11 protein-coding genes are annotated in these 15,348 nt (G+C 61.4%); 2 read left to right on the top strand and 9 right to left on the bottom strand.

Annotated elements, in window-relative coordinates; translation table 11 throughout:
* Positions 1-53: 53 nt before the first annotated feature.
* Genes ACZZZP_RS13310 through ACZZZP_RS13325 form a run of 4 tightly spaced genes read right to left on the bottom strand, consistent with a single transcriptional unit; the run spans position 54 to position 3,510 of the window.
* Positions 54-716 carry a DUF799 domain-containing protein gene (locus ACZZZP_RS13310; protein WP_463383031.1) on the bottom strand — a complete coding sequence of 221 codons (663 nt, stop codon included), beginning with the start codon at positions 714-716 and terminating at the stop codon, positions 54-56.
* Positions 716-1,081, bottom strand: coding sequence for a DUF4810 domain-containing protein (locus ACZZZP_RS13315; RefSeq protein ID WP_122495285.1), 366 nt, complete (start codon positions 1,079-1,081; stop codon positions 716-718). Before ACZZZP_RS13315 ends, ACZZZP_RS13310 begins: the two co-directional genes overlap by 1 nt.
* 40 nt (positions 1,082-1,121) lie before the next feature.
* Entirely contained in the window at positions 1,122-1,790 is a 669-nt protein-coding gene (locus tag ACZZZP_RS13320) for a CsgG/HfaB family protein (RefSeq protein ID WP_463384712.1), read from the bottom strand.
* A gap of 31 nt (positions 1,791-1,821) precedes the next feature.
* A complete protein-coding gene (locus ACZZZP_RS13325; RefSeq protein WP_463536578.1) occupies positions 1,822-3,510 on the bottom strand; it encodes a ShlB/FhaC/HecB family hemolysin secretion/activation protein in 1,689 nt (562 codons plus the stop codon).
* Positions 3,511-3,912: 402 nt separating this feature from the next.
* Between ACZZZP_RS13325 and ACZZZP_RS13330 the strand changes: the two genes are divergently transcribed.
* Positions 3,913-4,080, top strand: a complete 168-nt coding sequence (locus tag ACZZZP_RS13330; RefSeq protein WP_122450515.1) for a DUF2897 family protein — start codon at positions 3,913-3,915, stop codon at positions 4,078-4,080.
* On the opposite strand, the gene ACZZZP_RS13335 is transcribed toward ACZZZP_RS13330, so the two are convergent.
* The 3 genes from ACZZZP_RS13335 to ACZZZP_RS13345 form a co-directional block, all read right to left on the bottom strand.
* Entirely contained in the window at positions 4,077-4,937 is an 861-nt protein-coding gene (locus ACZZZP_RS13335) for an EamA family transporter (RefSeq protein ID WP_463536579.1), read from the bottom strand. The genes ACZZZP_RS13330 and ACZZZP_RS13335 overlap by 4 nt on opposite strands.
* A gap of 31 nt (positions 4,938-4,968) precedes the next feature.
* Positions 4,969-9,093, bottom strand: coding sequence for a chemotaxis protein CheB (locus tag ACZZZP_RS13340; protein ID WP_463383034.1), 4,125 nt, complete (start codon positions 9,091-9,093; stop codon positions 4,969-4,971).
* Between the two features lie 255 nt (positions 9,094-9,348).
* Positions 9,349-9,621 (bottom strand): DUF1652 domain-containing protein, encoded by a 273-nt coding sequence (locus ACZZZP_RS13345; protein WP_163016651.1) that lies wholly within the window; start codon positions 9,619-9,621, stop codon positions 9,349-9,351.
* 324 nt (positions 9,622-9,945) lie between these two features.
* Between ACZZZP_RS13345 and ACZZZP_RS13350 the strand changes: the two genes are divergently transcribed.
* Complete coding sequence (locus tag ACZZZP_RS13350) at positions 9,946-12,318, top strand: catalase (RefSeq protein ID WP_463536580.1); 2,373 nt, start codon at positions 9,946-9,948, stop codon at positions 12,316-12,318.
* 56 nt (positions 12,319-12,374) lie between these two features.
* On the opposite strand, the gene ACZZZP_RS13355 is transcribed toward ACZZZP_RS13350, so the two are convergent.
* Positions 12,375-14,573, bottom strand: a complete 2,199-nt coding sequence (locus ACZZZP_RS13355; protein WP_463536581.1) for an autotransporter outer membrane beta-barrel domain-containing protein — start codon at positions 14,571-14,573, stop codon at positions 12,375-12,377.
* Positions 14,542-15,189, bottom strand: coding sequence for a hypothetical protein (locus ACZZZP_RS13360; RefSeq protein WP_463536582.1), 648 nt, complete (start codon positions 15,187-15,189; stop codon positions 14,542-14,544). Before ACZZZP_RS13360 ends, ACZZZP_RS13355 begins: the two co-directional genes overlap by 32 nt.
* Between the last annotated feature and the right edge of the window lie 159 nt (positions 15,190-15,348).

Consider the following 15,348-nt stretch of genomic DNA (forward strand, 5'->3'; position numbering starts at 1 on the left):
AATTACCGTCCGCGCATGGAGTTGCGGGGCGGTGTTTGCAGCACGTAAACGGGTTAGTCGCTTTGGTACTTGGGCGAACGCGGGCCATACAGCAGGCCTGAGCCTTTGGCCGTGGAGAGCAGCCTGCCGCTGGTGGTGCCAGCGATGGGGTACGCCGCATCGTCCATGGAGCTGTTGATGATCTGCGTGACGGCAGCCGTCACCAGCATGCCAACCAGCCCGCCTCCGGAGTTGTTGTTACCTTCGTTGCTGGAGGCCGTGGCCGAACCGGTCCACAGGGTGGTGCCGGTTTTCAGGTCGACCAGCTTGGCGCTGGCGGTCACGGTGGTGGCACTGCTCAGGATCAGGTACTGGGTGCCGTACTGGCTCACGGTGATGTACAGGCCGGCATCGGCACCGAAAATCTCGTGCAGTTTGGCGGGAGCCACCTGGTGGGCGTCGCTGGCGGTGCTCAAGCCGTTCTGGCGAAAGGTTTCATCGGCCAGCGCGACCGGCACCACGTAGTAACCGGCTTCGGCGAGCGGCACGGTGACTTGCGCGAGCACGCCATAGGTGGCTTTCACGTCGGGCGATTCGTTTACCGGCGGCAGTACCAGAATGGAGCGCGGCCGCGCTTGTTTGTACGCCGAATAATCCAGGCTCTTGGGCGGTGCGACGCAGCCGCCCAACAGTGCCAGTGCCAAAAGCCATGCACAGGTGCGATAGGTGCGCGCCATTATTTAGCCTCCGGGGTTTTCTTCTTCATCAAGAAGTCCATGTACGGCGCCGACTCCGGGAACAATGCCTTCTCGTTCTCGAAGGAACGCATCGTCAGTTCCTCGTCACCCAAGCTGGAATACAGCAAGCCCATTTGCGCGTAGAAACCGGGCGGTATCGCGCCGTTTTTTGCCTGGATTTTCTGCAGATCGGCTTTCAATACGTCGAGCTGCGCTTCAGGCGAGCCACCGTTGAAATGCTCGCGCAGTTGAGGTTGATAGTTGCCCCACTGGTACAGCGCTGGCTGCCGCGCGCAACCGCCCAATGCCATGCTGCCGATCAGCAACATGGCGGCCATGCCCCGGCCTGAAAACGTCAAATTCATTCCCTGTTATCCCTTTTTCAAATGCTTCAGTTGCCTAGCGTTACGGCTTCCATGCGCCGCTATCGACTGCGCCTACGAGTTTGTCCACGGCTTCACGCATGGCCAGGTCGAGCACCTTGCCGTTCAACGTGGAGTCGTAGCTGGCGGTACCACCAAAGCCCACCACTTCGCGGTTGGAGAGCGAGTACTCGCCGGCGCCCTGGGCCGAATACACCACTTCGGAGGTGGAGATGTTGACGATGTTGAGCGCTACCTTGGCGTAGGCAACCTGGGTTTTGCCGCGCCCCAAAATGCCGAAGAGTTGGTGGTCGCCCACTTCCTTGCGACCGAACTCGGTCACATCGCCGGTCACTACGTAGTCGGCTCCGCTCAGGCGCTGAACCTGCCCTTTGATTTGGGCTTCCTGGAGGGTTTCGCCCATGTTGTCGCGGTCCAGAACTTTGAAGCGGTTGCTCTGTTGCAGGTGGGTGATAAGGATGGTTTTGGCTTGGCTGCCCAGACGATCCACACCATCCGAGAACACGCCGCGCATGTAGCTCGAGCGGTTATCGAACTTGCCCACGGCGATTGGGCTGCGGGCGCCGTTGTAGGCGGTAGCGGCACTGACCACTTGCTGCACAGGCACGCTACGCGAGGACTCGGTGGCGCAGCCGGCCAGCCCCATTACCAACAGCGCCAGCAGCGCTGGAGAAGCCACGGTTTTATTCATCAACATGCGGTGAAACTCCCTGGGTAAACAGTTAGAAGAAAACGTCGACGCGAAAATAGACGGGGTGCTCCTGGCGCTCGATGGCGTCGGGGCGTTCCAGCGAGCGGGCGAAGGTGACGCTGGCCGCTACGTTGCGACCGCGCGTGCTGAATTCCACGGCGTTACCGGACAGGCGCCCGTGTTGCGTGCCGTTGTGGCGGTTGCCGTGAATCACGCCGAGGTCGTAGGCCAGCGCCACGCCGTATTCCTGCAGGAACGGGCGCAGTGGTTCGAAAGCCATGGGCCGCCGCCAGCGCACCTGGTTGCGCCAGTAGGCGCCGCTGTCGCCGGACAGTGATTGCTCCTTGAAGCCGCGCACCGAGCTGAGGCCGCCCAGGCTGATGCGCTGCGGGTTGAACAGCACGTCTTCACTGCGCTGGCCGTTGACCAGGCTGTCGACGCTGAAGTTTTCGTTCCACAGGGTGAAGGGCTGCAGGTAGCTCGCGGTGAGGCTGTATTTGTTGTAACGGGCCACCGGCTGGTTGTGGTGCGGGTTGCCTTCGGCCTGGGCATCGAATGCGCCGGTGCCTTGCTGCCAGCCGACGTCGAGGTTGACGAAGGCGTTGCCGATGCGGCGGCCGTGGTTGAGGCCGAGCTGGTTTTCGGTGAGGCGCTGGCTGGAGACGTCGATCAGGTTGTTGTTCAGGTAGTTGCGGGTTTGCAGATGGCTTACGCCGAAATTGGCGGCGGTCTTGCTCACGTCGTCGCGGTGCAACACGCGTTCGGCGCGCAGGCTATGGGTTTTGCTGTCGCCGTCGGAGCCGAACACAAAGCCCGCGCCTTCACTGCGGGTGCGGTAGTAGCTCTGGCTGTAGCTGTAATTGAACGACCACCAGCCGTACGGCACGTTGTAGCCGACGCTTTGGTTGGCGGAGTGTTTCCAGTGATCGCTGACGGTGTCGCCACCGCCGCGCAGGCTCAGTTGATCGGCAAGGCCCAGCGGGCTGTCCCAGGTGAAGCCGGCGCCCCACTGCTGTTCGCCGGTCGAGGTCTGGCCGTCGTTGTGGCGGTTGAGGTTGGCTTGCCACGGCTTGCCGCGCTCGCCTTGCAAGCGCACGCGGCTGCCGCCCACTTCGCTGCCGGGCACCAGTTCCATTTGCGCCGGGCGCGACGGCAGGCGATTGAGTTGGTCGACCAGTTGCTCCAGTTCGCGCAGGTCGAGCACTTCACCCGGTGTGCCAGGGAACGCCATGTTCAGCTCACGCGGGCTGGCGATGGCGGAAGGCTCCAGCCCTTCGAGGCGACCTTCCACAACGAGCACTTCCAGCGTGCCGTCGGCCAGGTCTTGCTGGGGCAGGTAAGCGCGCGAGGTGACGTAGCCGTGGTCGAGGTAGTACTGGGTGACGGTTTTCAGCAGTGCGTTGAGCTGTGTACTGCCCAGGCATTGGCCTTCGTAGGGGCGCAGCAGTTCGGCCTGACGGCTGGGGGAAATCAGCGTGGCGCCTTGCAAGGTAATGCGGGTGATGGCGAAGCACTGCTCGTCCGGGTTGATGGCCGGCGCCGTGGCCTCGGCACTTTTGCCTGGCAGTTGTTGCAGATCTTGAAGGCGTTGTTGCTGCTCTTGCAGGACTCGCTCCTGACGGTCGCGGATCAGGTCGCGGTCGGCTGGCAGCTCGGCAAATGCGGTGGAAGAAACAGCCAACAAGGTGCAGAGCAGCACCCTAAAACGTAGCGCGGGCATAAGCCTTCAATCCCTTGAAGAATAAGGTTTGGAAAAGCGAAGGCGCGGATTAAACAGGACACGCAAAAATTTGGCGACGCTTTATTGACCGGATGGCCACTATTGCGACATCACTCACAAGTCGGATAGCGAATGGCTTACACCGCGTAAGCAATTGGTACGGCAGTGCGACACGCAACCGTTGCGGGGCGGGGGTTTCAGCGGGTTTCGGGTTATGGTCGAGTGAGGGCGAGTGGGATAAAGAGCATCGCGGCTGAAGCCGCCCTTACGGGGTTGTGGGAGGCTGGGCTGAGGCGTTGCGAAGCAGCCTTCAACACATTGGCGGAACGCTCTCAGCGGCGGATGATCCAACCTGCACAGCGGACGGCTATCTGCCCCGCGTATAAAGTTAAGGAGAACGTTATGCCTTGGTATGCCTGGCTGATTTTGGCGTTGGCGCTTGGCTCGATCGTCGGCGGCTTGATGATGTTGCGCGACACGGCGAAGAAGCTGCCGCTTACGGATGAGCAGCTAAGAAAGGTCCATGAGCGCAACGCGGAGATGGACGCCAAGGAAGCGCAAGACCGCTAACCGGCGGTCACGCGTTCAGGCCAGCCGCAGCACCACGGCGCCAGCAACGATGATGCTGGCGCCAACGATGCGCGCGGTGCTGAGCCTTTCTTTAGAAACAGTCCGGCGATCAGTACGCCGAACAGAATCGAGGTTTCCCGTAGCGCCGCGATCACCGCGACCGGCGCCAGCGTCATGGCCCACAGCGCCAGGCCGTAAGAGGCCAAGGTGCCGAACGCGCTGACTATTCCCATCCGCCAATACCTTGCCGCGTAGACCACGAACGCGCGCCTGCGCATTAGCAGCACCCAGCCTATTAACACCAAGCCCGTCAGCAGAAACAGCCACAAGGTGTAGGCCGCCGGTGCGCCAGAACGGCGAACGCCGAGGCCGTCGACCAAGGTGTACGCGGCGATAACGCCGGCGTTGAGCAGCGCCAGCAGCAAGCCGAGCCGTTGGCTGGGCGTAGGGCGGACAGCTCGGCGCGAAAACGCCATGGCCAGAATGCCCAGGCAGATAAGCCCGATACCGAGCAGCGCCAGCGGCGGCAGATGTTCGTGAAGAAAACCCACACTGACCAGCGCCACCAGCAAGGGCGCGGTGCCGCGCATGATCGGGTAGGTCTGGCTCATGTCGGTCAGGTGGTACACCCGCGCGACCAAGATGAAATACACCACCTGCAAACCCACCGACGCGCCGAGATACGGCCAGCTCGCCGCTGCCGGTTGTGCAAGCCAGGGCAGCAACAACAGCGCCATCACCGCGCCGCAGCCGGTGAGCAAGACAGTGCTTAACAGCTTGTCGGTACCGCCTTTGACGATGGCGTTCCAACTGGCGTGCAGCAATGCGGCGAACAGCACCACCAAGTAGACCGACAAACGTGCTCCTTAACAGCGTGGCGCTGGCGCCTTAGTGGGGCTTGTTCAATAGCTTGGCGACGGCTTCGAGCAGCGTGTCCATGGCCACCGGCTTTTGCAGGTGCAGATTGAAGCCCGCCGCCACCGCGTCGTCCACGTCCTGCTTGGTGCTGTAACCCGATAACGCAACGGCGGGGGTGTGCGGGTTGGCGCTGGCTTGGCGGATGGCGCGCATCATTTGGTGGCCGTCGAGCAGCGGCATACCGATGTCCGAGAGAATCAGGTCGTAGCGGTTGTCTTTGGCCAACGCCAAGCCGCGCTCGCCGTTTTCAGCGGTGGTCACGGTGGCGTCTTCGCCTTCTAACAGCATTTCCATGACGCTGAGAATATCGGGCGAGTCGTCGACCACCAGCACCTGCACGCCGGTGAGACTGCCCGCCACGGCGGCGGCCTCGATGCCGGTTTTAAGTTGCAGCTCGGTTTGCAGACAGATCGGCAACCACAGGCTGAAACGCGCGCCCCGCCCTCGCCCTTCAGAGAACGCTTCGATACGTCCGCCGTGGGCTTCGACCAGTTGATGCACCAGCGCCAGGCCAATGCCCAGGCCGTTTTTAGAGCGGTGCACGTGTTGCATGTCGGCCTGGCCAAACAGGTCGAACACTTTGCCGAGGAAATCCGGGTCGATGCCCTGGCCGGTGTCGACCACATCGAGCCGGGCGGCATCGCCATCACGGCTCACGGCCAGACTCACACGCCCGCCGGCCGGGGTAAATTTCAGGGCGTTGTTGAGCAGGTTCCAGATCATTTGCTCAAGGCGCGTGTTGTCGGCGCTGACGAACAGAGGCTCGCCCTCGTCGTGGTAGGTCAGTTCGATGTGTTCACCCTCGGCGATGGGCTTGAACATGTCGAAGGTGTTGCGCACGGAGTCGCTGAAGTCGCGCACGGCCATGCTCAGGTTGAGCTTGCCGGTGCGCACGCGGGAAATGTCCATCAGGTCGTCGATAATGCGCGACTGGTTGCGCACGGCGGCCTGAATGGCATCGCCGGCCCGGTTGAGCGGCGGCGAGGCTTTGAACAATGGCGTGCGGGTCATCACGTCCATGTTCAGTTGAATCAAGTTCAGCGGGTGTTTGAGTTCGTGGGACAGCACGGCAAAAAACTCGTCTTTACGCTCGTTGTTGGCCTGGGCAGTGAATAACAGGTTTTCGCTTTCGTGGGCGCGGCGTTGCTGTTCGGTGAGGTCGTGCGCCACCAGTGCAAAACCGTGCAAGGTGCTGTTGAACATCGGTTGCAGCAGGCAATGGCTGGGAACGTGGGTGCCGTTGTTGCAGACGAAACTGCGCGCCTCGCTGAGCTGGCCTTCGCGCTCGGCGCGCTGGCGGTCGCGCTCGGGCAAGCCTTGGGCGCGATCCTCTTGCCGGTAGAGCAAGTCGATCGACTTGCCGACAACCGTGCTGGCTTCGTGACCGAAGAGCAATTCAGCCCCGCCGTTCCATGAAGTGATGATGCCGGCGCAGTCCACCGTGACGATTGCATACGCCTTGATGCTCTGGGCCAACAATTTGGTGTGGGCTTCGCCGGCGCGCATTTTTTCTTCGGCGAAGCGCCGGCTGGTGATGTCGATAAAGGTCAGCACCGAGCCTTGAATGCGGTCGTCGGTGGTGCGGTACGGCAGGAACCGCGCCAGGTACCAGCGGCCATCGGCGCTGGTGACTTCCCGTTCGATCAGACGCAGTTCTTCAAAGGCGCGCGTGGCATCGCTGATCAGATCGGGGTAATCGAGGCGATGGGTGATGTCGAGAATCGAGCGGCCGGCGTCGTTGCGTATCACGTTGAAGATGTCGCCGGTGCGCGGGGTAAACCATTTGATGCGCATCTGCCGGTCGACAAACAGCGTCGCGATATCGGTGGAGGAAATCAGGTTTTGCAGGTCGTCGGTGATCTTGCTGGCTTCGTCAACTTTCACCTTCAGCTCGGCGTTCACCGTCACCAGTTCTTCGTTGATCGACTGCAGCTCTTCCTTGCTCGTTTCCAGCTCTTCGGTGGCCGAGCGAAGTTCTTCGTTGATGGCCTGCAGTTCTTCGTTCGAGGCGCGCAGTTCTTCGGTGGAAGCATCGGAATGCTCCATGGTTTGTTGCAGCTGTTCTTTGGTCTGCTGCAGCTCGGCTTCCAGATGAGTGAGCACCGAATCTTTGCTGGCGCCACGTTGCAGCGGGCCCGGGTCGAGGCTGTCATCAACCTTGTCGAACAGCACCAGCACGTAGTCGCTGGCCGACTCGGTATCGCGGAACGGCTTGACCACCATGTTGACGTAACTGGCGCTGCCGCCCTGCTCGAGCTTCACGCGCCGGGCATCCACGCTCTTGCCGGTCTTGATCGCCTGATACAGCGCGGTGCGCAGTTCCAGTCGCAGTTCCGGGTGAACGACAGCAGGCAAGTTGAGCGTTGGCTCGCCACCGATGTAGCGCAGGAATTCGCCGGCCCGGGCCGACATATGCACGATGTCGGAATCGAAATTGACGATCACGCTCGGCGGGGCGTACTGCTCCAGCACACGCTGGTGCACATCGGCAAACGAGGGTTTGCGCTGCGGCACATTCAGCCCTCGCGGCACGGGCATCGGCAACGGGCCGGAGAACGTGCTGATGGGCATGCTCGGCCGTTTGTGGGAAGAATTTTTAGCGCGGTAGATGCGATTTTTCTTGTCCACCACAGCGAACAAATTCGGGCACGCATCGGCTGTTTCCGAACTGCCGAGAAACAGCAGGCCGCCTGGGTTCAGGGCGAAGTGAAACATGCGCAGCACTTCGGCCTGAATGTCGCGGTCGAGGTAAATGAGCAGGTTGCGGCACGAGATCATGTCCAGCCGCGAGAACGGCGGGTCGCGCAGAATGTTGTGGGTGGCGAACAGGATTTTCTCGCGCACCTCTTTCTTCACTCGGTAGTAGGCCGCTTCCTTGGTGAAGAACTGGCGCAGGCGCGTGGGGCTGACGTCGGTGAGGATCGATTCCGGGTACAGACTGGAGCGGGCAATGGCCAGGGCGCTGTCGTCGATATCGGTGGCGAACACATGCAGTTCGGCGTTGCTCATGGTTTGCTCGGCGTGCTCACTGAGCAGCATGCACAACGAATACGCCTCTTCGCCGGTGGAACAGGCCACCGACCACACGCGAATCTGCGCGTCGCTGTCGCCGTCGATGGGTTTGTCGAACAGCGCGGGGATCACCTCGCGCTCCAGCGCTTCGAACGCTTCCACGTCGCGAAAGAAGTTGGTCACGCCGATCAGCATGTCATCCAGCAGCGCCGGGGTTTCTTCCATGTGCTCGTTAAGCAGCGTGGCGTAGGCCGGCATATCGCTGATGCCGTTGACCTGCATGCGCCGCTCGATTCGACGCAACACGGTGGCTTGTTTGTAGTGCTTGAAATCGTGACCAGTGCGCGCTCGCAGCAGGCTGAGGATGTCGCGAAGGGCAATTTCGCTGGATTTGGCCAGCTGTGCGTCTGGCTCCTTGCGCACCTCGTCCGGGGCATCCGGCAAGGGAATGTGCAGTTCCTGAATGTTGTTGCTCAGGTGCACCAAGCGGGCTGCCAATTCGGCTACCGGCAGCACGATATCGACCACGCCAGACTCAATAGCGCTGCGTGGCATGGAGGCGAATTCGGCCTCGTCGGGCGACTGCGCGAGGGTGATGCCGCCCTTCTCTTTGATACGTGCCAGGCCCACGGCGCCATCTGCGCCAGAGCCGGACAGCACCATGGCAATGGAGTGGGTTTGGTGCACTTCGGCCAGCGCGCGGAAGAACAGGTCGATGGCGACGTGCATGCCACGGGTGCGTTGCGGCGTGGCCAGGCGCAAGTGGCCGTCGTTCATCGACAGGTCCATGCCCGGCGGAATCACGTAAACATGGTTGGCTTCGATGGGAATGGCCTGGGCCACCTCGTGCACGGGCATGGCCGTGGCTTTTTGCAGAATGTACTCAAGCTGACTTTCGTGTTCAGGCGACAGGTGCATGACCACCACAAAGGCCATGCCGCAATCGTCAGGCATTTGCTCGAAGAGTTTGATCAGCGCCTGTAAACCACCTGCCGAGGCACCAATGCCTACAACCGGAAACGTGAGATGGCTGCGCGTCAATGACGGCGAATCCGAATCGCGCGGTTCTGGGGTGTCGCTCATGAAGACCTCAGGCAGTGAGGCGGGCGACGGGAAAAGTTCCTGATCGACGGCCTTGTGATCGGTGGAAAGCAAAAAATAACGCGCAGCAGGCAAACGGCTGGGCACAGAGTTTAAAGCGCAAAGACGCCTCTATGGCAGGCCTTTTTAATAGGGCTGCCCGTGGCCGGAAAGTTCAAGGGGAATACGGCTCGGAGCAAGGCCGGGGCGCTCTATGCACGCCGGCCAGCTGCCGTTGCAATGGCAACGTGAGCGAGTTTAACCAAGCGAGTACAAGGCCAGGCTTTGCTTGAGCAGTTGCGGCTGTAACAAGCGGATGTCGGATTCGATTTCATCGATGATCCGTTCGATGTCATCGCGGTGCAGGCTGGCACTGCAGGCGATGCCGGCGATGGACAGCAGCGTGGCGCCGCTGTCGGGTTGGTAGATACGCACCAGCATCGAATGGGTGCTGTCCATGCTGGCTTCCAGGCCCAGGGGTGCGAAATGCTCTTGAAGCAACACACAGGCGGCGGGAAAGGATCGTTTCACGGCCAAACCTCGCGGGTTTCGCAAAAGGTGCAAACCAGCCTAGGCGAGGTTCAGCCGCCCTGCCCCGCATTTGGTCTGATAGCACGGCAGTGCCATGGCAATTGCTCGCCTGGACACTTTCTCTCTGCGCTGTAGGAGTGCCGGCAACGTCGTTTTGATAGCGCCATTCAATCAGCCTGATAGCAAGATTCCCTGAACCTCTGCGTGCCGCCGGCTCTCGATAACCCATAAGCCCACCGTGGGGCTTAACGGGATATTCAGCGAGGGACCTGCCGTAACGGTCGCTCACTCCCCCCAAAGGACCTACCTGATCAGGAGCATCTAATGGCTACGCCGAAAAAACCCGCCGCCGGTAAACCTTCCGCCAATCAAGCCACGCAGCCGCAACCACCGGCCACCGCTGGCCAACCCGCCAGCGCAACACCGGCACAAGCGGCACAGGCCGAGGCCGTGCAACAAACCGTTGCCGCCTGCCCGTTCAACACCAACAAAGCCAAGGAATATGGCGCTGCCTCGACCCGGCCAAGCCCAGGCGAAACCGCTGCCGCGCCACCGGTGGTCGGCGCCAGCACCTTGAGCGAAGACAATATCAACGAGAAGATCGGCGCCGCGCAGCCGGGCTTCAATGCCAATAGCGGCGAGCTGCCGCGCGTGCAAGCAGACAGCGCTGGCCAAGGGTTGACCACCAACCAAGGCGTACCGGTGGGCGATAACCAAAGCTCGCTGAAAGCCGGCCTGCGTGGCCCGGCGCTGCTGAAAGATTTCATCCTGCGCGAGAAGATCACCCACTTCGACCACGAGCGCATTCCAGAGCGCATCGTGCATGCCCGTGGCTCGGCGGCTCACGGTTTTTTTGAAGCCTACGAAGATCTCAGCGAAATCACTCGCGCTGCGCCTTTCGCCGCTGCCGGCAAGCAAACGCCGGTGTTTGTGCGCTTCTCCACGGTGGCCGGTGAACGCGGCTCGAAAGACACCGCCCGCGATGCCCGTGGTTTCGCCGTGAAGTTCTACACGGACCAAGGCAACTGGGATCTGGTGGGCAACAACATTCCCGTGTTCTTCATTCAGGACGCGATGAAATTCCCTGACCTGGTGCACGCGGTGAAACCTGAACCGCACCACGGCATGCCGCAAGCAGCGTCGGCGCACGACACCTTCTGGGACTTCATCTCGCTGTCGCCAGAAGCGGCTCACATGATCATGTGGGTGATGTCTGACCGTGGCATTCCGCGCAGCTACCGGATGATGCAAGGCTTCGGGGTGAACACCTTCCGCTTCGTCAATGCGCGCGGTGAATCGCACTTTGTGAAGTTCCACTGGAGCCCACTGCTGGGCACCCACTCGCAGGTGTGGGATGAAGCGGTGAAAGTGTCCGGCGCCGACCCGGATTACCACCGCCGCGACCTGTGGGAAGCCATCGAAGCTGGCGCCTATCCTGAATGGGAGCTGGGTGTGCAGGTGGTGAGCGAGGCGCAGGCTGAAGCGTTTAGCTTCGACATTCTCGACCCGACCAAACTGATTCCCGAAGAATTGGTACCGGTGCGGCCTGTGGGGCGCATGGTGCTCAACCGCAACCCGGATAACTTTTTTGCTGAAACCGAACAGGTGGCGTTCTGCGCGGCCCATGTGATTCCGGGCATCGACTTCAGTAACGACCCGTTGCTGGCTGGCCGAATTCACTCGTACGTCGACACGCAAATCAGCCGTTTGGGTGGTGCGAATTTCCACGAAATCCCGATCAACTCGCCGCTAGCGCCGGTGCACAACAACCAGCGCGATGGTATGCATCGGCAAACCATCAACCGCGGCCGTGTGGCGTATGAGCCGAACTCGCTGGCAGGCGGCTGTCCGTTCCAGACCGGCGAGATGGGCTTTGTGCCCTTCCCCGAGCCGGTGCAAGGCGACGAGGTGCGCGGCAAGCCGGAGAAATTCGCTGAGCACTACAACCAGGCCACGCTGTTCTTCAACAGCCAGGCACCGTTCGAGCAGCAACACATCATTGATGCGCTGCGTTTCGAATTGAGCAAAGTGACCGTGCCGGCCGTGCGCACGCGCATGTTGGCGCAGCTGCGCAACATCTCGGAAAAGCTGGCCCAAGGCGTGGCCGACGGCTTGGGCGCGCCGCTGCCAGAGCCGTTGCCAAAAGCATTGGTGACGCCGGTTAAGCCGGAAGTCGAACTGTCGCCGGCACTGTCGTTGTTGGCGCGGCCGGGAGACGGCAGCATCAAGACTCGCCAGATCGCCATTCTGGTGGCCCACGGCATTGATGAGGCCAGCGTGAAAACCGTCGCCGATGGCTTGATTGCCGAAGACGCAGTAGTGCGTTTGGTAGGCCCGCGGGTGGGTGCGTTCACCGGTGCGGCAGGCGGCGAAGTGGTGGCCGATGCGTCGCTGGAAAACCAACCTTCGCCGTTGTTCGATGCGGTGTATGTGCCCAATGGCCAAGCCGCCATCGAAGCGCTGAAAGCCGATGGCCGTGCGTTGGAGTTTCTACGCGACGCGTTCCGCCATGGCAAAACCATTGCCAGCGCGGGCGGTGGCAGTGCCTTGCTGCAACAGGCGAATATCGATATCGGCAGCAGTGTGCCGGGGGTAATCGTGGCGAAGGCGGCCGATAAAGGCTTGGTGAAATCGTTCGTGGAAGCGGTGGCTAAACACCGCCATCCAGAACGCGAAACCAATCCGCCGAAGGTGTAACCCGCAGCGGTGCAGAGCGGCTGACGACGGTGTTCGTCGGCCGCCCTACCCTGGCGTTAAAACAGATATCGCGCACCCAGATTGACTGCCCAGGGTTGGTCTACTTGACGGCCTTGCGCATGTTCGACATCTAGAGAAATCTTGGTTGCCTGACTCACCTGCAGCACCCCGCCAAAGCCGACTTCGACGCGAGCATCAGCCACCTTGTTGTCCAAGGTGTAGCCGTTAACTTCAACCGAACTTTCACCGGCGAACTCGTGCACATACGAGGCTTTCACGTAGGGCTGAAACGCCAAGCCATTGGGCTGAGTGAGCGTTCTGCCAAGCAACGCGCCGACCCGGCCTTGCAACGAGCTGGCGTCGCCAGGCGCCACATTTAGTCCGTTACTCGCGGTGTAGCGCTCGGCGCCTATGTGGGTATAGGTCAGCTCGACTTGCGGCTCGACGAACCAGTTGTGTTGCAAGCTAATCTGCCGCCCGAATTCGATATCGGCGGCGTACCCGCTGGCGCGATAGCTGCCCTTAATGCGGCTTCCCGTGTTGGCCTGGGTTTTAACCTCGCTCTCCATCCAGTTGTACTTCGCCACGCTGTCGAGGTAGTAGCCGTGGTCATCCATCCACGTTGCGTACACGCCAAGCAGACGGCTATTGATTTCACCGTTGGCGCCTGCGCCGAAATGCTGCGATGACGTTGCCGCGCCGACCATGGCGCCGAGGTACAGCTTGGCGTCTGGAATGTCGATGGCCTGGTCGGCCCCCATTTCCAGGCCACGAACCTGCTGAGTGAATGCGCGGCTGTGGCCATTCTCGACGTTGAAGCGCTTGGCAATGCCGCGCGTCCAGACGCCGCCACGGTCATCGCCCATGCGCAACTCACCCAGGCGTTTGACCAGCGCATTCATTTCCGCGCCCCAGAGCACGGCAGCCGCCACCTGATTGCCCAACGCCACATTGCTGCCGTCGGAGATACTGTCGACGGCGTTAATCGAGGTGTTGCGCAGCAGCCAGTCGTCGCCTTCCTGTTCCAGGGTGTAGCGGAACGCGCCTGCATCCACGTAAGGCCGACCTGCCAGGGCAAACTGCCCCGCGCCGCCGTTGCCATCGACCACCAGCAGTTCGCCGTTGGCAGCGCCCGGCTCACGCCCGGAGTCGGCGATGATTAACGTCTGGTTGTCCTGCACGGCGCCGAGCACCTTGAGCAGATCACCGCGTTCGGTGGCCAAGTCGGTGTTGAGGGCGAAGATTCCAGCGCCGGTGAGATCACCCTCGACGGTCAGCGTTTTGAAGGTTGTGCCGGGCTGGAAGGCCACGGTGCCGCTGTTGTGCAAGTCGACGAGCGTGGAATCGCCGGTGACGTTCCAGCGACTGCTACCCAGCACATCCAGACGGTCCAGGTGCTGCACCGCGCCCGTTAATGTCGAGTCATCGAGCTTCAGCTCGGCCGTTCCGGTACTGGCGCCCGCCACTTGGACGTCGCCTGTCAGCACGCTGTTCTGCGCCAATACCCGCACGGCGCCATGGGCGACGCTGGCGCCGTTGACCAGGTTCTCATTGATGTCGAGCAGTCGCTGCCCGCTGACGGTGGTGTTGCTCAGTGTCACGTCGAGTTTGCCGCCAATTACGGCGATGGCCGAACCCTGCCCTGCGGTCAGGCTGCCGCCCTCGACCGTCGCTTGGTTCAACTGGTCATCGGCGGTGCCCATGGCGCCCAGAGCGATGCTGTCCACGCCGGCTGCACTTGCCCGAACATTTTCCAGCGTTAGCGTGGCGCCTTGGTTCATAAGGGCGGCGGCCGCGCCATCACCCTGGGCTGTCACCTCCATGTCGGTGGCGGCAATGCGCGAATCTATCGCCGCCATCAAGCCGACTCCGCCATTGCGGGTATTAACCGTGCCCGTGTTGAGCGTGACCATGCCGCCCGATACGGCAAACGCTCCAACGCCGGCGTCATCAAGGGATATAGAGATACCGGTGGCATCGATTCTCGCGGTATCGCCTTGGCTATATAGCCCATGGGCTTGCTCGCCCAAGGTCGTGATGGTTACGTTGCGCAAGGTCGCCGTGCCGTCTTGGCTGGAGACTCCGACCGCGCCATTGCCCTCGGTGCGAATGCTCACGTCATCGAGATTGGCCGTGGCATCTACGCTGGCTAGCCACACACCGTGGGCGTCTTCACCCAAGGTGTTGATCTGGCTGCCGCTGACTTGAACCGTGGCGTCGGAATTAACATTGATGCCGATCGAAAAAATCCCCACGTGTGGTTACGCGGCTATCGACGATGTTGGCGGTTGCCGGCATCGCAGCACTCATGCCCATGAGCATCAGGGCATGGGCTTCGATACCTGAGGTTTCGACTGCGCTATGGGTCAGCGCCACCCCTGCGTTGTCGAAAACGCCCATACCAATGGCCGACCCACCGGCCGTAGAGACCGTTACGTTTTCCAGCTCCACCCGGGAGGACGTATCGCTAAACACGCCGTAGCCCATGGTTTTGCTGGTAGAAACGCTGCCGTTGTTCAGCCAGATGCGTGCGCGGTCTGTCGCCGACACGCCGATAGCGCCTGAGCCTTCCGTGCTGATCTGCGCTTGTACGAGGTCGATGCGCCCGTCGTTGCTGGCTTCTACCGCTGAGGCGCTGGAACCGGTAGTGCCCAAGGTGAGGCTATTGCCAGTCAGCGTGCCTTCTGACCTGAGGGCCGCAGAAGCGTAGCCACGCGTTGTGACGCTTGAGTGGGTGACGTGCACCACGTCGCCGGCATTGACCGAGACTCCCGTTGCTTGGCTAGCGCTGGTATCGATGGTTTGCCCGGTGATTACGGTGGGCGCCGCGACGGCATACGGTTGCATAAGCGTCAGGTTGATCATGCCCACCAGCAACAGCTGGCGCCCCTGCGCTCGCCCCTTTCGGCCTAAAGGGCCTAGGACTTTTCCTGTTTGTTTCATGACTCAGACTCCGGCAATTTTGATTGCCGGCAGTCTTCCTAGTCAGGCGCACGCGACGCCACGGGAGCTTTCGGTTACTGGCCTAGT

Source organism: Pseudomonas sp. AC211, assembly GCF_979258055.1.